General features: G+C 30.0%; 17 protein-coding genes, 1 tRNA gene and 1 pseudogene. 7 read left to right on the plus strand and 12 right to left on the minus strand.

Translation table 11 applies throughout. The annotated features are described in order from the left end of the window. From ASC41_RS10800 to ASC41_RS10810, 3 genes are read right to left on the minus strand one after another with little or no spacing between them, the layout of a single operon-like run. Complete coding sequence (locus tag ASC41_RS10800) at positions 1 to 2397, minus strand: TraG family conjugative transposon ATPase (RefSeq protein ID WP_055436654.1); 2397 nt, start codon at positions 2395 to 2397, stop codon at positions 1 to 3. Beyond that, positions 2390 to 2668: a hypothetical protein gene (locus ASC41_RS10805; protein WP_055436655.1), complete on the minus strand. Its 279-nt coding sequence runs from the start codon at positions 2666 to 2668 to the stop codon at positions 2390 to 2392. Before ASC41_RS10805 ends, ASC41_RS10800 begins: the two co-directional genes overlap by 8 nt. Before the next feature lie 35 nt (positions 2669 to 2703). Further along, positions 2704 to 2991, minus strand: a complete 288-nt coding sequence (locus ASC41_RS10810; RefSeq protein ID WP_055436656.1) for a hypothetical protein — start codon at positions 2989 to 2991, stop codon at positions 2704 to 2706. A gap of 175 nt (positions 2992 to 3166) precedes the next feature. On the opposite strand from ASC41_RS10810, the gene ASC41_RS10815 reads away from it, so the two are divergent. The 4 genes and pseudogenes from ASC41_RS10815 (at position 3167) to ASC41_RS17160 (ending at position 11863) form a co-directional block, all read left to right on the plus strand. Further along, entirely contained in the window at positions 3167 to 3820 is a 654-nt protein-coding gene (locus ASC41_RS10815; protein ID WP_055436657.1) for an N-acetylmuramoyl-L-alanine amidase family protein, read from the plus strand. A gap of 165 nt (positions 3821 to 3985) precedes the next feature. Continuing rightward, positions 3986 to 10444: an NACHT domain-containing protein gene (locus tag ASC41_RS10820; RefSeq protein ID WP_055436658.1), complete on the plus strand. Its 6459-nt coding sequence runs from the start codon at positions 3986 to 3988 to the stop codon at positions 10442 to 10444. Continuing rightward, complete coding sequence (locus tag ASC41_RS10825; protein ID WP_055436659.1) at positions 10398 to 11093, plus strand: hypothetical protein; 696 nt, start codon at positions 10398 to 10400, stop codon at positions 11091 to 11093. Before ASC41_RS10820 ends, ASC41_RS10825 begins: the two co-directional genes overlap by 47 nt. A gap of 38 nt (positions 11094 to 11131) precedes the next feature. Then, a pseudogene (locus ASC41_RS17160) lies at positions 11132 to 11863 on the plus strand (AbiV family abortive infection protein). Here the strand turns inward: ASC41_RS17160 and ASC41_RS10840 are convergent. The 6 genes from ASC41_RS10840 to ASC41_RS16925 form a co-directional block, all read right to left on the minus strand. After that, the gene (locus tag ASC41_RS10840; RefSeq protein WP_055436662.1) at positions 11856 to 12971 is read right to left on the minus strand and encodes an exonuclease/endonuclease/phosphatase family protein; all 1116 of its coding nucleotides are present in this window, start codon (positions 12969 to 12971) and stop codon (positions 11856 to 11858) included. The pseudogene ASC41_RS17160 and the gene ASC41_RS10840 overlap by 8 nt on opposite strands. 2 nt (positions 12972 to 12973) lie before the next feature. Then, positions 12974 to 13630, minus strand: coding sequence for a P-loop NTPase family protein (locus ASC41_RS10845; protein ID WP_055436663.1), 657 nt, complete (start codon positions 13628 to 13630; stop codon positions 12974 to 12976). After that, positions 13614 to 14180 carry a hypothetical protein gene (locus ASC41_RS10850; protein WP_338034476.1) on the minus strand — a complete coding sequence of 189 codons (567 nt, stop codon included), beginning with the start codon at positions 14178 to 14180 and terminating at the stop codon, positions 13614 to 13616. Before ASC41_RS10850 ends, ASC41_RS10845 begins: the two co-directional genes overlap by 17 nt. A 90-nt stretch (positions 14181 to 14270) precedes the next feature. Next, on the minus strand, positions 14271 to 14552 hold the full coding sequence (locus tag ASC41_RS10855; protein WP_055436664.1) for a helix-turn-helix domain-containing protein: 282 nt from the start codon (positions 14550 to 14552) through the stop codon (positions 14271 to 14273). A 276-nt stretch (positions 14553 to 14828) separates the two neighbouring features. After that, complete coding sequence (locus ASC41_RS10860; protein WP_055436665.1) at positions 14829 to 15662, minus strand: RteC domain-containing protein; 834 nt, start codon at positions 15660 to 15662, stop codon at positions 14829 to 14831. 229 nt (positions 15663 to 15891) lie between these two features. Beyond that, on the minus strand, positions 15892 to 16467 hold the full coding sequence (locus ASC41_RS16925; RefSeq protein WP_160318804.1) for a helix-turn-helix domain-containing protein: 576 nt from the start codon (positions 16465 to 16467) through the stop codon (positions 15892 to 15894). Between the two features lie 478 nt (positions 16468 to 16945). On the opposite strand from ASC41_RS16925, the gene ASC41_RS10870 reads away from it, so the two are divergent. Continuing rightward, positions 16946 to 17923 carry a D-cysteine desulfhydrase family protein gene (locus tag ASC41_RS10870; protein ID WP_055436667.1) on the plus strand — a complete coding sequence of 326 codons (978 nt, stop codon included), beginning with the start codon at positions 16946 to 16948 and terminating at the stop codon, positions 17921 to 17923. A gap of 130 nt (positions 17924 to 18053) precedes the next feature. Here ASC41_RS10870 and ASC41_RS10875 read toward each other — a convergent pair. Then, a tRNA-Met gene (locus ASC41_RS10875) sits at positions 18054 to 18127 on the minus strand. A gap of 141 nt (positions 18128 to 18268) precedes the next feature. Here ASC41_RS10875 and ASC41_RS10880 point away from each other — a divergent pair. Then, a complete protein-coding gene (locus ASC41_RS10880) occupies positions 18269 to 18655 on the plus strand; it encodes an START-like domain-containing protein (RefSeq protein WP_055436668.1) in 387 nt (128 codons plus the stop codon). A 53-nt stretch (positions 18656 to 18708) separates the two neighbouring features. After that, positions 18709 to 19551: an aminotransferase class IV gene (locus ASC41_RS10885; protein ID WP_055436669.1), complete on the plus strand. Its 843-nt coding sequence runs from the start codon at positions 18709 to 18711 to the stop codon at positions 19549 to 19551. 25 nt (positions 19552 to 19576) lie between these two features. Here the strand turns inward: ASC41_RS10885 and ASC41_RS10890 are convergent, their stop codons facing one another. Together ASC41_RS10890 and ASC41_RS10895 are read right to left on the minus strand one after the other, a co-directional pair. Further along, a complete protein-coding gene (locus ASC41_RS10890; protein ID WP_055436670.1) occupies positions 19577 to 20137 on the minus strand; it encodes a YqgE/AlgH family protein in 561 nt (186 codons plus the stop codon). 179 nt (positions 20138 to 20316) lie between these two features. Then, complete coding sequence (locus ASC41_RS10895) at positions 20317 to 20589, minus strand: HU family DNA-binding protein (protein WP_055436671.1); 273 nt, start codon at positions 20587 to 20589, stop codon at positions 20317 to 20319. Positions 20590 to 20632 lie beyond the last annotated feature (43 nt).

The raw sequence follows: 20632 nt of genomic DNA on the forward strand, positions 1-20632 counted from the left end.
TTAAGATGAATATTCAGTGATTGCTTTTTCCATATTTTGATACTTCTCGTAAAGCTTCATTATTTCTTCGTTTTCAGTACCATCGGTTAGGTAAGCTGCAAATACTTTCTTCGGAACTTCCAAACGAAAGATGTTACTCTCTTTACCAATTTTTATAAACATTTCGGTGTATTTTTTAGGTCCTGTTAGATTGTTTTTGATAGATTTTAACTGATTTAAATCGTGACTAGAGAGGTTTAAACGTTTCTGCAGCTCATCATAACCTTTTTCGTTGTTTAAGCTATAAATAACCTGTGTGTTTTCTAGGATACTTGCTGAGGTAGAATTGTCAGGCAACTGATTAATCGACTGTAGAATAATACCAATGGCACCATTTTGTTTTCTGATGGCTTGGTAATAGAATTCTACGCTTTCTAGTACATTATCAAACTTTAATTGCTTTGCAAACTCGTCAAATAGAATGATGCCTTTTTCAGCACGATTTTTCCAAATAGTTCTTTGAATTGCAGACTTAATAAGTTTAAGCATTACAGACAATATCTCCTTATTATCCTTTACTTCATCAAGTTCAAAAACGATTAATCGTTTGTCTTCTATTTTGTAGGTTTGGTCTTCGCTGACTTCGAATAAAAAACTATATAAGCCGCTACCAACATATTCAGACATAATGTGTAGAAAATTTGTAATATTAAAATAGTCTGGATGAATCTTTAATTCTTTTAAAAGTGTGTCTTGTTTAAATTCAATAAACGCGTAAAAACTGTTTAGTGAATGGTTTGATGAAACTTCAGTATAGTAATAATGTAGAATTTTTTTTACAGAAACGGATTCAGCTTTAGTGACTTTAATATCTGAAGTGAATAATTCGAACAAGAAAACCGATAAATCTTCAAGTCGTTCAGGAGTTAAATCATTTACATCACTAATATAAAAAGGATTGATGCCTAAATTCTTTCCACTTTCATACCGTAAAACGGTATATTGTTCTGGATAGAGTTTAGCAAATTTAGTGTAAGAACCTCCCAAATCGATAATGACCAAACGAACACCACTTTCAAAATACTGACGTAAAATATTATTAGCTAAAAAGGATTTACCTTCACCTGTAGGTGCGAAAATGGCAAAGTTTCGTGCCTTAATACGTTTCTTTTTATCATCCCAAACATCTTTGAGAACAGGAATGTTATGTTCACGATCATTAAATATAATTCCAGTAGCATCAGATTTGTAATTACTGTTATTTATTAACAGACATAAGGCATGTTTTAAATCAGTTACATACAAATCTTCATTAGAAAAATTGGAAGCAAAGCAGCAATAACTATTTAAGATATAATTTTTGCGTTCTTCACCTCTTGGATAGTAGGGAATAATATCAATCTCTTTAAATTCTGTTTTAATTTTAGAAGCAATGCGTTCTAGATTTTTAGCTTTTTTATCCCAAAAGATAATGTTGAGGTGTCCACGAATGACACGAGCATGGTCATCAGCATTAATCTTAGCTAGAATATGCTCAATCTTTTTTAATACTACTTTATTTTGTGAACCAAAATTTGAACTCTTATTAAGTTCTTCTACCTTTTTATCTAGTTGTTTGCGCCACTTCTGTTTATCATCTAGGTAAATGATTTGATTAACGATATGATTCTTGTTGAGTGTTAAGCCAATGCCATCAATAAATCCTTGATGAAACACAAAATCGTCTGACGTAAAACGTTCATTGGTTTTACTGGTTTGTACACTTTCTCCAAAACACAATTCACTATTTACTGCTAAAGCATCAAAATAATGCTCACCTATATTAGCGTTCGATTTATCTAATACAATATCAGTATCAAAGCCTTCATTAAAACCATTAAAATAGTTATTAGTAAGCTGTTGTATTTCTTTCGCTTCAAGCGGAATAAATTCTATTTTACGACTGTTATTTATAAAAGAAACCGAATCACTTACCGAACCAATAAAACTATTTACAGTCTCATCCATTTCTCGTAAAATACTTTTTGATATTTTCCGAAATGGGTTAGTAAACTTACTATTATTAAGCGCATTGTTTTTAGTTAAAATGAAGAAGAGGTAACTTCGATGCTCTATAAACTCACGACCTTTAAAATGTTCGTGTGTTGCCTTTTCTAAAAAGGTAGTATTTGGTAAATCATTTGACGAATAATTCTGCTTGAGGTAGATGTCTTGTTTATGTACAACGCAACCAGTAGGTAAGGATTTTATAGCTTGAAACCAAGCAGCGTGCATGTCTTCAAAATCCTTTTCAGATAATGAATAGATTTCTGGTAACACACCTTTATAACATAGCACTACATTGCCATTATTAGCAAATATAACATTGTCTTGAATGTCCACAATAGGATGATAGGACGCTAGATTTATCTTATTCATAATGGAGTGCAGATGTTTTTTTGTTACTAATTATTTTTGGGAATACTTTTGAAAACTGAAGTAGTTGCGGGTTATGAGTAAACTTTGATAAGCCAACATATAACACTGCATTAAAAACAAATATGCCAATGATAGTAATGAAGCCAAACGAGAAAATAATAACCAAAAGGGATGCTATAACAGCAATCATCATTAAGGCAAATAACGAAACAGGCAATCCAAAAATCATTGCCCGTTTTCGTATGTTTTTATAAATTTCGAACTTCTTCATAATGTGCTTTTAATAAGACCTTCCTTAAGGGTTCATTATACTACGATTGAGATTAAGTAAGTAAAGATTCCGACTACTGCACCAGCAATAAGCACAAAGACTAAAACACGAGTAATTCCTTTTTTAAGATCTGCGTTTTCTCCAAAGAAGTGTCCAGCATTAAATAGAAACCCAATTAAGAAGATAACACCCAATATAATTGGGAAGATGGCTCTAATGGTGTCAGAAACATCATCTACGGAGTCTTCAATACCTCCAATTTGAGCAAAGCTAGAAGCGGTTACAAATAGTAATGCGATGAGCATAAGAATTGATTTTTTCATAAGGATTCGATTTAGCCTGTTAAGGCATTTGTTATTAAAACTTTACGAAATCTATTATGATTGGATGTTTATGATTGACATACTTTAAAATTTAACGTAGTGCAGTGTTAAATTTTGGAAGATTCTTATGGAAAGAATGAAATCGTTGCATTTTGTGTAAACTAAAATTTTAATTATGAAAACAGTACACCACATTTTAACGCTATTTATAAGCATTACATTTTTGAACACTTCTATTGCTCAAAAAGGCTTAAATGAAAGCAAAAACAGAATTGTAATTATTGATCCAGGTCATGGAGGAATAGATTCTGGAGCAGTTTCAATAAATAACACAAAAGAAAAAGACATTGTTCTAAGTATTGCCTCAAAAATACTAGTACTCAATAATACAGTTTTAAAGAACCCGTTGGAGTTATATCTTACGCGATATACAGATACTTTGGTTTCTCTAGGAGATAGAACAAAACTCGCTAAGAAACTAAAAGCAGATGTGTTTATCTCCATACATTGCAACCAAGCAATTAACCGAAATGCAGCAGGAACAGAAGTCTATATTCACCCTAAAAGTGAAGTGCAAGCAGAAGAGTCTGCTTATTTAGGGTTTACCATTCAAAAAGGATTAGCAGACCTATTGGGTATTAAAAATCGCGGTTTGAAATATGTTGATTTTCAGGTGTTACGTGATAGTCGTAAAGGAAGTGCAACGGTTTTGTTAGAACTTGGGTTTTTGTCTCAAACAGATGAAGCTATATACTTGTCTAAGGAGAAATCTCATGAGGCTATTGCGCTTGTGATATTGCAATCTACTTTCAAATATTTAGGGTTATGAGTGAGTTAATGATTGCTATAGTGAAAAGTCTGAAGGAAATAATTAAATTTTTATTTAGTGAAATATTTCAGAAATGTAAGATTTAAAAAATATCTTATTTTAATTAGATTTAACCTTAGAATACTATTAAAATATCTTATTTTAATCAATTATTTAAAAGATTAAATGGGTAAAGGACATATTAAACAGGTGCCAGATGCAGATTTATCAAGTGCTGGAGATGATTTTCATATTCTTTGGACAATAAAGAAATCTTTAGAATTATTAAATTTTGACGATTTAGGAATAAAAGCAATCAACATTGAAGGAGTTGAATTGTCTGAATCAGTACAGTTGGATCCAACTGGTAAAAATTTACTAGGAGTTGATTTAAGTGAATATTATGGTGCAGATAATTATATTGAAGCAGAAAAGGTTGTTATCTCACAACTAAAATATAGTACACTTAGAAGAAATAAGAATTACACAATTGGCGAATTATATATAGGCAAGAAAAGTAAATCTACTGAAAGTTCATTAATTCATAGGTTAGCCGATATATTCAAGATTTATTTTGATGAATTCGGCAGAGAGTCAGTTTTGAAAAAAGTACATATAAAGTTAGTCTCTAATAGAAAATTTAACCCTAATCACCTTAAATCGATTAATACTATTAAAACTTATCTTCTTAAAAAGAAGGGTAAAGTAAGCTTTAATGCGGTACTTAAGGATAATCCCGAAAATAGTGATTCATTAAAAAAATTATTTTTAGCTTCCAGATTAAAAGCAACAGAGTTTACTGATTTTGTAAGGGTGCTTGATTTAGATGATTGTGGTGTAGATTCAAGACTTAATCTGAAAATTCAACTATATAAAGATATTCCTAGAACAAGATATAATTCGAAAATCCAATACAATCAATTGCGAGATTTAGTTTTTGATAAAATGATGCCAGAAGCTAGAAGTAGGAGAAAAATTACGCTAATTGATGTTATCGCAAATTTAGGATTTAACGATGGTAGTATCGAAAATTTATTTCCTGTTTCCCAAAGTTTGGAGAATAATAAGAATAGTATTTTGAGAGAGCAATTAGAATCAATATATTCTAAGATAGCTGCAAATACGAATTTTCTTCCAATCTGCATTCATGGTGGTGCTGGGATTGGAAAATCCACTATAATTCAACAAATACAAAAAAACCTATCAGATAAAAATGAATGTATAACCTTTGATTGCTATGGTTCTGGTTCATATCAAAATGCTGAAGATAATAGACATTTACACAAGAATGCCTTAACTCATATATCAAACGATATTGCAAAAAGAATAGGAACAGATTTTTTGATAGCACATTTCCCCTTACAGAGTGATGTTTATGTAAAAGAATTCAAAAAAAGAATTGTACACGCTGTAGAAATTCTAAAGCAAAGAGATGTTAATGCTACACTTACTATTATTATCGATGCAGCAGATAATAGTATAACGGCAGCTAGCAATAATGGAGAAAAAAGCTTTGTGCAAGATATTCTAAATATGGATATACCTTCTGGGTGTAATTTAATTGTGACTACCAGGACACATCGAAAAGAGTCACTTAACTTACCTGAAGATTATATCGATATTGAGTTAGAGCCATTTAGTCTAGAAGAAACAACTCAATTTATAAAAATATACTTCCAAGATATTTCAGACAAAGAAATTATAGAATTTCATAAATACACTTATGGCATACCAAGAGCTCAATTTTATTCAATCGATTTGAAGAAGAAAGGTATAAAAGAAGTAATAAATTTTTTAAAGCCAAACGGAAAAACAGTAGAGTTACTCATTCTTGATAAAATAAAAGAAGCCAAAAAAAAGGTGTCCAATAAAGAGAAAATAATTATTGATGATTTTTTTAGTCTTTTGATTGGATTGCCAAGACCTGTTCCAATTAACTATTTGTCAGACATATTAAATGTTAGTCAAAGTTTTCTATTAGATATATCATCTGAAGTCTGGACTGGTCTTATATATGAAAATAATAGTTTTGAATTCCGAGATGAAGATTTTGAAAATTATATTCGAGATAATTATTCATTAAGTCAACAAAGGTTAACTCAAATAACTGAAATTTTTCTTGAAAAGGCAGATAATGATAGTTATGCTTCCGTTAATTTGGGCAACTTACTATTTCAGTCAAAACAAAATCAATTATTAAAGGATATAGTTCTAGAAAGAAAGTTTTTATTACTTCCAGAGGACCCAATAAAAAATAGAGCAACTTATATAAGTAGAACGAGATTGGCAATGAAAGTGGCTAATGGTGTTGATGATAATTTAACTTATTTTAAACTCATATTTATAGCTGCCGAAGAAGCTAAAAAGGAGAAAGCCTTAACTGCATTATTAATTGATTATCCTGATTTGGTGTCTGAATTTGGAGATGATACTTCGCTTAATAAACTGAAACTTAATTCAGATGAAAAATCATGGGCTGGCTCATTTCACATGAAATTAGCAGGTGTGTATTCAAGAGAGATAAAGAATCATAATGTTGCTTTGAAACATTTAAAAACAGCTAAAGAATGGCTTAACTGGAGAAGTAATTCTGTTAAAAAAAATGAATTACATAAATATCCTATTTCTAGTAAGGATATAGCTTATTACACAGAAGCAGTTTTGAGATTAGTAGGTGTTGACGAAGCATTGAGCTCAATTAATAGTTGGACACCTAGAGAGGTTAGATTATCTGGAGGGAATTATTTAATTGAGAGCATATTTTTCTTCAGTAATAAAACAGAAATTAATAAATGGTTTAAAATAGAACCATTAAGGATTGATGCCAAGATATTTGTTATTACTAAGTCCTATAAATATGGGATGTATCAACATTTTGAACTAAATATTATAGCTAGTGAAATTGAAAAAGTTCTATCACGAAAAACAATTAAGTTTAATATTAAATTTAGACAAATATTAGTTGATTTCTGTGAGATATTAATATCTAATGAAATTGATAAATCATTGGTAAGTAGTATTCTAAAACATATTAAATATGAGTTGCCAAAATACATTCCTAGCTTTTATCGAAGACACGGTAGTGATGATGATGCAGACAAAATAAATCTATTTTTAAAAATCAAAACTTTAAATGCCTTTCTTGATGATGAGTTATTATCGGTCGATAGTTTACTTCCAGATAAATTTAATGACCTAGATAAGATTGAGGATTATGAAAAGAAAAACTCGTTAGAAAGACAGAAAAAAGAGTTAATTAGCTTCTATAATCATATTCTACCCATCTTTAAATTGAATATAGATTTTGTATCTAAAAAAATTACAGTTGAAAAGGCGACTAATACGTTTAGGAATATTTGCGAGTCTTTTTCTGGAGATTATAATTTTAGGTACGAAAACGGACATAGTTATAAAGAGAAAGTAAATTATTTTGCTAGTCTTCTATCCAACTTTGCGGTAAAAATTAGCAATAATGATTTAATAGATTTTCTTGTTACATCCTTCGATGGAAACGCTAGCAAAATTGCAATGAGATTTTGGATTGTTGAAGAAACAATTCACGTAAAAGCTTTCCTAAATAGAAATCTCAAAATACTAAGTGAAATTGATGAATTGATTAAAACTGGTTCAAACCCTTCATCACAAAGAATAGAAAGTTATATAAAATGTGCTTTATTAAGCCGAAAAATAGACTTTAATTCTGGTAAGTATTACTTCAATGAAGCAATACAAGCAACAGAAGAAATTGATTTTGAAGCATTCTCAAAAATCAGTTGTTTGTCAGATTTAGCAAAAATAGGTTTTGAAAAAACAGATCCTAATCTTGCCCATGAATATGCCAGGTTTACAGAATACAGCGATTACATGCTTGATGGTTATGATAAAAAGCATTTTCCTTACAAGAATGCCTTATTTGGAATTGCAGATATCAATTTTAATTCAATGTTTACAGTAGCATCTAGATGGCATCATAGAGGTGTAATTAATTTGTCTAAGTATATTGTAGCTATTTTAAAATTTTCTTTAAAGAAAGGTAAGATTGATCATATTGTTGCAGGTTCATTAATTCCAATGTATCAGTATAAATATTATACTGAGGAATCGATAGAACTCTATGATATGATCTTAACCAAATATGATGAATCAAGAGATTTAATTGGTAAAACTAAATTCGTTGAAATCGTTTATAGAGATTGCTTGTTGCATAAAAACAAAAGCACATTAAACCATATCTACAATGCGATAAAGTCAGGAGCATTTGTTGAAAAGCAGATAGTGCAAAAAATAGAATTATACTTAAATTTTAGAAAAACAATTGAAAATGAAAAAGAGAGTACATATTCAAATGATTTCGATAAAGAAAAATTTGTTCATGAAATAGACCTTAGTGATATTGATGTAAGTTCTACAAGAGATTTAGAAAAAGCTATTAGCACTATAATCGAAAATAACGACAGTTATTCTAACAGATGGAAAATAGATAATTTTATATCAGATATAAAAAGTAATTGCCAACCTAAGGATTATATCAAACAATTAGATGCAATTGTGGACATAGACTCAGAGCTTTTGAGCTTCTATTCATTTGAAGATGCTATTAGAGAACGACTAGAAGAATGGAGTTATTATTCCTCTTTAAAGCAATGGAAAAAAGAGAAGTTTAGATATGTTATTCTAACCTGGTTTGAGAATTTTGATTATGGAAATTCTCTTAGCATCGGTAAATTGTTAGAGTTTGCTAAAATGTTTGATTTTGATGAAATTCAGTTAGGAGAAATCATTCTTAAAATTTTACCAGAAAAAATAGAAGCATTAACTGATGAGTCTATTTACAGCGTATTTTTCTTAATTAAACATAGACTCACTAAATATGATAACACCAAAATTTTTAGTTGGGCTTTAGCCAGATGGAATAAAAACATAAAGTTTGATTTTAGAGATGGCTTATGGAATGATAAGTTGCTACCACCTTCAAATACAGATGAAGCTATTGCAAATGTCTTAAGATTGTATTTAGGTTTGCCAGATAAAGAACTAAGATGGGAAGCAATTCATAGTATAAGGAATCTAGTTAATCTTGGAAATAAAAGTATTCTTAAACATCTAATTAAAGCTCAAAATGAAACCAATTGTAGTCCATTTCAGAATGAGGAATACATTTTTTATTGGATTTCTGCCAAATTATATCTTTGGATTGCAATAGACAGAATAAGTGCAGAAGCACCTGAAAAACTTGTTGACTTAAAAAAGGAATTTATAAAAGAACTTCAAAATGATGAATTACCACATGTGTTAATTAACTTCTTTATTAAAAGAGCCTGTCAGAACTTATTAAAATATAATGATAAGATTTACAATAAGGATGAACAAGAAATAATTGAAAATGCTTTAGTAAGTAAATTTGAAAAAGTAAAGGAAGAATCATATTCAAGAAAACAAAGAAGATATAACTCAACTTCAGATAAAAGTTGGAGATTTAATTTTGATGGTATGGATGTCTTACCATACTGGTATAGTAATCTTGGGGATATTTTTAATTTATCTGAATATGATGTTGCAGATATAGCCGATAAGTATATAGTAGAAAAATGGGGATATACTGGAGATATAAATAAAGATGATTACACACGAAATTATGATTGGGGATTAAGGGATAAAAGACATGGAAGCAATCCACAAGTTGAAAGTTTAGATACTTATTTTGAATACCATGCTATGTTTTGTGCTGCGCACGAGTTGTTGGAAAAAGAACCTCAATTAGTGAAATATTATGATGACGATGATGATTATGATTCTTGGGACTATTGGCTTAAATCTAAAACTATCACTTGGAATGATTTTTGGGCATCAGATTTACGAGACGCATTACCATTAATAGATAAGTTTTGGAAAAATGAATATGATAAATTTGACAAAGAATGGAGAGATACAATACACGAAGATAAATTCGATAAAGAAATAGGCTTTTCAGAATTTTATAATGAACGGTTTGTTATTCCTCACGCTGGTTTTACACGTCATATTGGAGATAATAGTGAAACGGTCTATGTTCGTTCAGCTCTAGTTTCAGTCAAAGGTTCTGAAGCATTATTAAGAGCTTTTCAGAGTGCAGAAGACCAACATGATTATGCGTTTCCGATAGAAAACGATGGAGAGCGCTTTGAGGTTAAGAATAACGATTTCATCTTTAAAAGCTGGTTGAAAGTCAATGACACAATATATGATGGTTTAGACAAACATGATTCTCTAGCGAAAAGAACAGGTAAAAGTATTATTACTTTTGGAACAAACATTCAAGAGGCTTTCCAAATTGAATTTAGTGATGATTTAAAGATGGCTCAGCTAGATGATAATAAAGTATCTTCATTAGATTTTTGGGATGAAACAAGTGATAGTAGATATCGAGATATTAAAAACATTGAAAGTTCTGGAGAAATATTTAAAGTTGATATTGATTTCATATTAAAAATTTTAAAAAAGATAAATTTGAATATGATTATAAAGTGTCAAATAACCAAACAACTTAAGGAAAGTCAATATAGGAGCGACAATAGGAAACAGCCTTGGGAGCATACTAAAATTTATTTATTAAAAGCGAATGGAACAGTCAAAACACTCAGAGGAACAAATTTTAAAGTTAGGTAAAAAACTAATTAAAGAATTAGAATTAGTTTATACCGTAAATACGCTATCAAGATGGATGACTCATTATCTAGCTGAATTAATCAATACTATTGATAAGTGTGAGTCCAAAGAAGAGAAAAGCAAACTACAGAAAGAATGTTGCGATATAATATTAGAAATATGGAAAAAAAGAGAAGGGCTACCAATTGAAAAACCAACTGAGAAGTTAAAACCAATAATCGATGTTATTTCATTACTCAAAAAAAATGAACACCCATTTATTCGTCATAGGTTTTTTGATAAAAAAAAAGGATTAAAGAACAGTAATTCAAGTTGGCTTAGCTTTTTGGAAATAGTAAAAAACAATTCTGAAAGAATATATCGTAAATCATTGATTGCAATGATAAGTGAAGAGCTTTTAGAAAAAGATAAAGATTGGATTAAAGAAAATGGCGATTTTTTATCTGATGACGAAAAAAGCGTAGTAGAATATTTAGATTCAATAAGGGAAATTACAATTTCTTTTCACGACGGTCAAGAAGTAGAGGTTACGGAAAAAGAGAAAATAAAAAAGTTGTTTAATGAGTTAGAGGAACAACTAGATGAACAAAAAGAAGAATTGTTGAGATTAAAAATGCAAGTATTTAATAATTTAAAAAAGAAAGGATAATAGAATATAGCCTTTTAAATAAAACATAAATTGAATCGATGCAAGAGATTACCTTCATTAATTTATCCAAAGAAAAATCAAAAGGTTTGCATCTTAATATTTTTGAAAATGCAAAACAGTTAAAGTTTGATTCTTCAATATTAGCAGATATAAATAAATCATATAGTAGCGCAAGTTCATTACTTATTTTGAGTTCAGAAGAAATAATTAAAGCTATACTGGTATTATTACATACTATTGGATATAGAGTTTATTTGCTTAAAGATGCTAAAGGCTTTTTTAAAAACCACGAAATAAGGCATTCACTTTAAATGCTTATTGAAACAGGGATGTCTCTATTTGAAACAATTGATAAGTGGGAAAATAGAAAAATCAAAAAGCAAATTCCGAACACCAAAAAGAAATGGCTTAATAATACATTACAATTTTTATCTGATGCAGCATTTGTGTTATCAAATGTTAGTAATGCAATGAATAGGATTGAAGGCATTAAAAAATTTAATGATTTAAAAAATGCAGGGTTTTATGTAGATTACAAGAATGAAATATTAATTCCTCAAAAAATTGTGGTAAAAGAAAGCTACAACTCTATTTTGGAAACTTCCAATCGACTGATTATTTTTTATAAACAATTAAGAATTTTATTTCATCCCTCAATTGCAAAGCATTTGTCAAATGATAAGATTGAGGAAATAAAAAATGGTTTGCATGTTTTTATAAATGATACATTAAAAGACTTTTCTTTTAAAGAGATAAATAAAATCAAGTAAATAAATTTCCCCAAACCAAAGGATGCTCACTAGCAGCAACATTTTTATTAGTAACAGATTTATAAGTTGTCCATTGTGGACGTTTTTCTGGCCACATCGCTTTACGATTTAAGCCACTATCTTTCATTTTATCAAATAGAGCTGGAGATAACAACATATAATCTTTCTGCTTGATATTTACTCCCATTCTGTAGGCTCCTAATCTGAAATAGTTAGCATCGTTTCCTTTATCAATATCGACTTCAAAAGAAAGATGTTTTGTAATGTCTTTTGTATTGGTTCCTTGAATTAATGGAGATAGCGAATCGCAATACGATGGCGCATTAAATGTTCCTGTAATTATAACATTGGTTTTGCCTTCAGCAATAAGTACTTCATATATTTTAGCAATATTAATCATTTGGCTTTTACGTATTACAACGTTGGTTTTTTCATCCGTATTATGGTTGGTTAAATATATTGCTAATACCCATAAGTTTTTAGATGTAGGTGTGGTGATTTCATATTCCAAAAGATGTTGAAATTGGTCACTATAACCACCAATAAGATGTGTTTTTATAGTTTTAAGGGTGTAGCCTTCACGAAGTAGAATAGCGGTTTCTAAGCCTTTAATGTCATTGCTTTGTATAACGAAACTTTGAGCATATGGTTTACAATTAAACTTTGGCAGTATTTCTTGATTAAATTCTTCTAACGAAGCTCTGTCCTCCACTTCATGTAATAGCAAGATGTCTGAATTTACATCAGCAATAACTTTTGCCTTATTATCTGTCGCACTTGGTTTTATAGGCAGTGTTTGCAATTCTATCCAACCATTCCAGTCTGTTAAATTACTTGCTTTGGTTTCTGTGGAGTGGTGTAAGCCTTTCATATAGAGAAATCCTGATTTTCTGCGGAGTACTGCGTATGGTTTTGGACTCGATTTTTCGAACCCAATAAGAAACGATAATTCTCTAATGCGGTCTTGCTCTAAAATAGAATTGTTAGATTTTCGCATAAGTGTGTCGAGTTCTTTAATCCAGTCTGAAAGCATTTTACCAAAAGGCTTATCTATTAAGCTTTTATCTCTATGGAAGAGGTTTTGAATATTAAATGTTGCGATTTTCATAATTATTTACGTTTATCAGTTGCATTTTTATCGAAAGCAATGAGGTTAAACAATTGACGCATACGACTTCTTACTCTATTGCCATATACATCTTCTAGTTCTTGAGCATTAAGGTTGGTTGTAGCGTGCGTTTTTATTTTGTGTTTCAAGAATAGTTCGTAGCGAGAGAGGAGTATTTCTCCCATTACATTACAGTCCTTTCCGTAGTGTCTTCCTTTTGGCTCTATGCCTAGATCATCGAAGCAGAAAAACTGTCTACAACCATAATCTTCGATGGTTTTATAGCCAATGTGATTAAAGCCAAAAACAATATTTCTAGAGGGTGTTAAAATATATGGTCGTTGAAATGGAACAATGAATTTTAATAAGCGCATGATGCTTGTTTTACCACAACCAACAGGACCAGAAAGCAGAATGCCTTTGTTTATGTCTATACCATCATGCTTACAACTCGCTTCATCCCTAATAATATAATTGCATAACTTTAAAAGGATTTCGTGATCTTCTTCATAAATTTTAAAATGATTACCAAAGAGTAATTTTCCTTTAACATTGAGATAGATTAGAATTTTAGGAAAACTATATTCAACGTTTTTACCATCAAATTCCCCTAATGAATAGATATTACCACCTTCGGTTATTTTACAAGGGTTGATCATAATCTTTATTTTTACTAGTTCGTAAGTTGTCCTTGATTTGAGACACTGTGTTTACAGGTTCAAATTCGTTTGCTTTAAGCATCCAATTATCTGCTGTGGCATGCCAATCTTCAATTTTTATTTTCCCACCAATTTTCCAGCCAATTCCTTGATAATGATTGTAGAATTTTAAAGCTTCGTTATTTGGCCATTTATTCATTTTAAAAAAATCAATAACACTATTTTTATTTTTTGGTAGCTTAGTTTTATTTATGTTTTCTATTTGTTTATTACTGTTTATATTAGGTACTAAGGCTTGTCTCACAACTTGTTCATTACTTGTACTAGTAGTTGTATTATAACTTGTATCAAATTTGAGCATCTTAACTTGACTGCCTTTGTATGGGTTATGTGACGGTAAATAAATGATGTATTCTAAGTCGTTTAATTGCCTTAAGCAACGATGGTATGTCGCTTTTGAGCCTATTTTTGAGAGCCTCATTATTTCTTGACGGTTTATGTATAACACTTCTGGAAATCGATTTAAATTCCAAAGTTGAAATAGTGCCATATAAAGGCTTATATGGGGCGGATTTAAACTGGAGTCTGTCAAGAATTTCTGAAAGACAGCATTGAGATGTTTTATATAATTCATACATCATTAATCGATTTTATGATGCACTCGATTATCATCCATTACTTTTTGAATCTCTTCGGAATCGTAAAAAATGATACCACCAACTTTTGTGTACGGAAGTGTTCCATTTACTCGAAGGTTTTGTAGTGTGCCTGGACTAATTTGTAGTAAATCCATAACTTCAGAAGATTTTAGATACTTCTTTAACTTTCCTTGTGCTTGTTTGCTTAATAGTTTTTTTATGTCATCGAGTAAGTCTAGTTTGAAATCTCGAAGATCGTCTGTTGTAATAATACTTGTTGGCATAGTAGAATTGTTTGTAGAAAGAAACGAGCATTCTACTTTAATTTTAGAATGAGAGTGTCTGACTTGATTTGACTTTTGTTCTACAAATTTGAGTAGTATTGATGGGTTTTATTCACAAGTTAAACCGAGTATGGTTAAAATTTAACATCTTGATAAATGTTAGAATTTGTTCGATTTTGAAGAGGTGAAAGATTGTTTTTAGATAAAAATCACTCAATTTATGATGTTGAATTGCAATAACCGTAGGTAGACCGAGTAACGTCTTTTTTAGAAATGTTATTCTTCAGAGTTATTCATGTGGGAAAGGAGTCCAGTAGAAAGGTCATCCAAAAATTTTGTACGACTGATTTTTCGCGATTTTATATCTGAAAATGTTTTATAGAAATCTCCAACATCAAAATGTAAGACTTTTTCTAGAGTAGAGGCAATGACTTTAATATCTGTTTTACCATTATTAATAGCTCTACCGTGATATAAAGCGTATATCAATTCTGTTAGCGCTGTTTTAGATGATGTCCATTGTAATTCAACTTGATCTGTTGTATTAATTGAATTACCATTGATCTGTTTTGTGGTTACTAGTCTATTTTGTAAATAATCTATTAATTGGTAGTTGGCCTTTAGTTTTCCCAATAGCATGTCATAAGGTGTGCAGAAATCTGGGTCTTGAAAATAAAATTTTGAAGATGTTATTGGAAGATTATCAAAGTAGTCTCTTGTGAAGTATTGTTGATCTAAATGTATTTGGTTAGATTGAATATATTGCCCAAAATCTATATTGTACAAGAAAAAACGATTGAGTTTACCAAGCTTCTTTTTAATATGTTTCTGTTGTAATTGAGTATCTCCTTTTGGGAATTGAATTTCGAAGGAACGAACTTCAGAGAAATATATGAGATGAATTAACGGAATTTGCTTTACAACTTTGAAAAATATTATTTCGTCGTTTACCGATTTGAAACCATTTTTCACAATTTCTTTTTTAAATGAATGGAGAAGATTTCGACAAGAAAGAATAGTTTGATTACTACGCTCTATAATAGTCTTGGTATTATGTTTTATAGAATATAAATCATCTAGAAGCTTCTTGTTTTGTAATTCAAAATCCATATCTAATAAAGGTTGCAGAAATAGTGTTTACAATGAAGTGTGTTTATTTTAGAAGGATGATATGGTTAGAGTTGTCAAATTTAACAATCAGCTTAAGATTTAGATAGTCTATTGGGTTGCTATAAATCTAAAATTTTCACTTCCTATTTCTTTTCTTTCTAATATGTATAATATTAGTATATAATCAAAAAAAAAGGTGTGTAGTTTTTGCGTATTTGGATTGTGAATTTTATTCACAAATATTGGAATCAACGGAATAGCTTTTACTAACACTTATTTGCTTACTAAATTTAGTAACGAAATCTTCTTTATTGTTAGTATTAGATTTAATAAAAATATTAGAGGCATGTTTCCTTACTGTTCCGTAAGAAATGAACATATTCTCAGCTATGCTTTTATAGTCATCACCTCTTATAATTTGAAGTGCTATTTCGTTTTCCCTATTTGTGAAATGGTATTCTTTCCCAATGTTTCTTTTAAGGACATAAGTATTCTTTAGACGATATAAATAGCTGTTTATTTCCATTGATGTTACTAGAAAAAATGCCATCGTTACCAAAGGTTGAGTTATAGGTTGGAAATCTCCAAAATAGGTAAGTAGTGGTAAAATAATTATTGATAAGATAGAGCTTAAGCCTAAATAAGTCTGAATTTTAAAGTAACGTTGTCTTTTTACTTCCTGCTTTATTATTGAGAAGAAATAGACTAAAAATATGATGGATAAAATTGTTGGAAAAATAAGAAAAAGACTTCTAGCAAAATCTATAGATTCTGAATAATAATATGGAATTATAAAAAATAGCACTAAGCATATTGATAGAATTACTATCAAGTTTTTTATTTTAAATAAACGATTAGGTGTTATAATATTGAATTGTTTGTATAAATACCACACTAAGTAGATACACATCATTATGGAAATGACGTAGGTTATAACGTATTGAAGAAATAATGGTCCTGGTAACGAATGATTTGGCAGTAGTCCATTAAATACGTTGTATAGTAAGAATATTATTGCTAAAATCAGATATTGATATGAGGCTTTGTTGGTTTTCTGCTTGCTAAAGAATATTCTATTTAATTGAAAAATGATTATTAAACTTATAACAATACACATAAACAGAACAATCCAATGCATTGAAGAAGAATATTCATAATTCGGAGTATAATGATATTTTTGCATTAGGATTAGTGTGTAATTATCTGAATAACAAAATGTTGTGATTGTATTTCATTATAGTTAAAGATACTATATATTAGTGTTATTATAAAATAATATAGAAATGCTCAAAAAAAAAACAAATCTAGGATTCTTTCCAACACCGCTTGAAGCGATGGATAATTTGTCAAAAAAATATCCTGATTATAATTTATTTATTAAAAGAGATGATAATTCAGGATTAGCTTCTGGTGGAAATAAAGTACGGAAATTGCAATATTTTGTTTATGAAGCGTTGGACAAAGGCTTTGATACCATCATTACAGCCGGAGCACAGCAATCAAACCATTGTAGGCAAACAGCAGCAGCTTGTGCAAAAGCGGGATTAGAATGTCATTTATTACTGGGCGGAAATAAGCCAGATGTATATAATGGTAATTTGTTGCTTTCTCATTTATTTGGAGCTAATATTCACTTTACAGGAGGCCATAGAAAAGGAGAGGATTTAGAATCTATAAAAGAAGAGCTAGAATCAAATGGAAAAAATGTTTATGCAATCCCTTATGGAGGTTCTAACTTATTAGGAGCTTATGGATTTGTTGATGCGGTTAGAGAATTAAAGGAACAATTAAACGAAATGAGTTTGAAAATTGATTATATTTTTTTTGCGTCGAGTTCTGGTGGTACTCAAGCAGGGCTTAAGCTTGGAATCGACTATTATGGACTTGACATAAAATTAATGCCAATAAGTATTGATAAATTAGGAATAGAAGGTAAGACTTTAGATGAAGTCGTTTTGGAGCTTTTATTTGAAGGGAAAAAAACTCTTAGGATTGAAAAGGATTATGATATTGAAGATGCTAAACTTCTAACAGGTTATAATAGCTCTGGTTACGGAGTAATTACCGAAAATGAGAGAATAGCCATAAAAGAATTAGCGAAAACTGAAGGTATATTATTAGATCCTGTCTACTCCGGAAGAGCATTTTATGGAATGTTAGACCATTTAAAGCATAATAAAATAGAAAAGAATAGTAATGTTTTGTTTTGGCATACAGGTGGATTGCCTGCTAATTTTTATTATTCTAAAGACATAATGTAGTAGTCGATAGCATTTGATGTCATTTGCATTGATTAATTATGGCTAATCAAAAAACACCCATTTGTTGTACCTATGTTGTACCTAAATAAAAAAGTCAGAACCTAAGTTCTGACTTTCCTCAATATACTTGTAGCGAGAATGGGGCACGATCCCATGACCTCCGAGTTATGAATCCGACGCTCTAACCAGCTGAGCTACCTCGCCATTATTTTGAGAGTGCAAATATATAAACAAATTTAAAGCTGACAAACATAAAAGCAAAATAAAATAATTTTTTAATTTTTTTTTAATAACTGACTAATTAATGTATATATTGGAGACATAATATTTTTATATAATTATTACATGGACGAAAAAGTTAAATACGAATTAGAATTCCCTATACATGCCTCACCTGCATTACTTTATCAGTACATATCGACGCCTTCTGGTTTGTCTGAATGGTATGCCGATAACGTAAATTCTAGAGGAGAGATCTTTAAATTCATTTGGGATGGAGCAGAGGAGCAAGCTAAACTGCTAACTAAAAAAAGTGGAGAACGTATTAAATTTCGCTGGTTAGAAGATGAAGGAGAGTCTTATTTCTTTGAGATTAGAATACAAGTAGACGAAATTACTAAGGATGTATCTATAATGATTACAGATTTTGCCGAAGAAGATGAAGTAGAAGAAGGAAAAATGCTTTGGGAAAATCAGATTTCAGATTTAAAACAAGTATTAGGCTCGGCTTAAGAAATACATATTTTAAACTTATATTTGTGCCGAAGAAATTCGGCACTTTTTTTATGATAAACATTAACGGAAATTTTAGCGATAACAACCAAATATTAACACCAGAAAATCGTGGCTATAGTTACGGTGATGCACTATTTGAAACTATAAAGGTTTCTAATAGTAAAATACTGTTTCTTGAGGATCATTATTTTAGGTTAATGGCTTCTATGCGTATTATGCGTATGGAAATACCTATGACTTTTACAATGGAGTTTATGGAAGCCGAAATTTTAAAGACCATAGAAAAAAACGAATTATTGAGCTCATCAGCGAGAGTGAAGATTCAGGTGCATAGAAATGCTGGAGGATTATATCTTCCTACTAATAAAGAAATAACGTTTATTATTTCCGCGAAAGCGTTAGATGCAGACTTCTACTTATTAAATGAAGAAGCTTATGAAGTTGATTTATTTAAAGATTTTTATGTTGCTCCTGGATTGCTATCTACTTTAAAGACAAATAACAAAGCTATAAACGTTGTAGGAAGCATTTATGCTAAGGAGAATGATTTAGATAACTGCTTGTTATTAAATACCAATAAGAGTGTAGTGGAGGCTTTAAATGGAAATTTATTTCTTGTAAAAGGAAACACTATTAAAACACCGCCTTTAGCAGATGGTTGTTTAAAAGGAGTAATGAGGCAGCAAATTATAAATGTATTAGAATTATTACCAGATTACACTTTAGTAGAAGAATCTATTTCTCCTTTCGAACTTCAAAAAGCAGACGAGTTGTTTGTAACAAACGTTATAAAAGGTATACAGCCAATTACAAAATATAGGAAAAAGGTGTTTATAAATGAAGTGAGTAAAATGTTACTTCAAAAAATAAATGTAAAAATTAGATTGGGCTAAGTTTATATAATAGATTAAATAGGTGTTAGTTGTAACTTGGGTTTTCAGGTGCATTAGACCATATACTGTATTCTCCACCAAGTTCTACCATTTTTTCTTTCCAGAAAAACTCGTAGTCTTTTTCTATAATAGCCTTTTTATGGACGTTTTTAGTAATCACCCAAGCATTAGATTTTAATTCTTGTTCTAATTGATTGATTTCCCATCCAGAATAGCCTAAAAAGAATTTAATATCTTTTTCACTTATTTTGCCATCGATAATTAGTTTTGAAACCTCACTAAAATCACCTCCCCAAAAAATACCTAAAGATATTTCTATACTATTTGGTATTAAGTCTGGTACTTTATGTATAAAATATAGGTTGTCTTGTTCTACAGGACCTCCATTGTATACCTTAAAAGGTATTTCGATTTCAGGTATTAAGTCGCTAATAGTGAATTCTAAAGGTTTATTAAGTATAAAACCTATAGAGCCTTCTGTAGAATGATCTGTTAATAATACAATAGAGCGATTAAAAGATAAATCACCTATTATAGATGGTTCTGCGACTAACAAATCTCCTTTCGTTGGTTTGGTTAATATCATAATTAAAAGAGAAATTTATAAAATAAATGTAAACTATATTTATTTAATAAGCAATATTTTTTAAGGTTTATGTTATTTTTTGTTAAAGTTTATATAAAATAAAACTGTGCGTCAGTGTTTTAAACAAAAAAAAAGCCTTCCATGTGGAAGGCTTTTTGAAAGTTATAATGTAGCAAAACTTAGTTTACTGCACCAGCTAAATCAGATCCAGCTTTAAACTTAACAACGTTTTTAGCTTTGATTTTGATAGTTTTTCCAGTTTGAGGATTTCTTCCATCTCTTGCAGCTCTTTTAGAAACTGACCAAGATCCAAATCCTACTAATGAAACTCTGTCACCTTTTTGTAAGGCTCCTTCAATTTCAATTAACGCACATTCTAAAGCTTTCTTTGAAGCTGCTTTAGTAATTCCTGCGTGTTCTGCCATAGCATCGATTAAATCTGTTTTGTTCATAATGTAAATTTTAATTATTAATAAATAGTTGGTAAACAATATT

The sequence above is a fragment of the Lacinutrix algicola genome (genome assembly GCF_001418085.1).
Taxonomy (GTDB): domain Bacteria; phylum Bacteroidota; class Bacteroidia; order Flavobacteriales; family Flavobacteriaceae; genus Lacinutrix; species Lacinutrix algicola.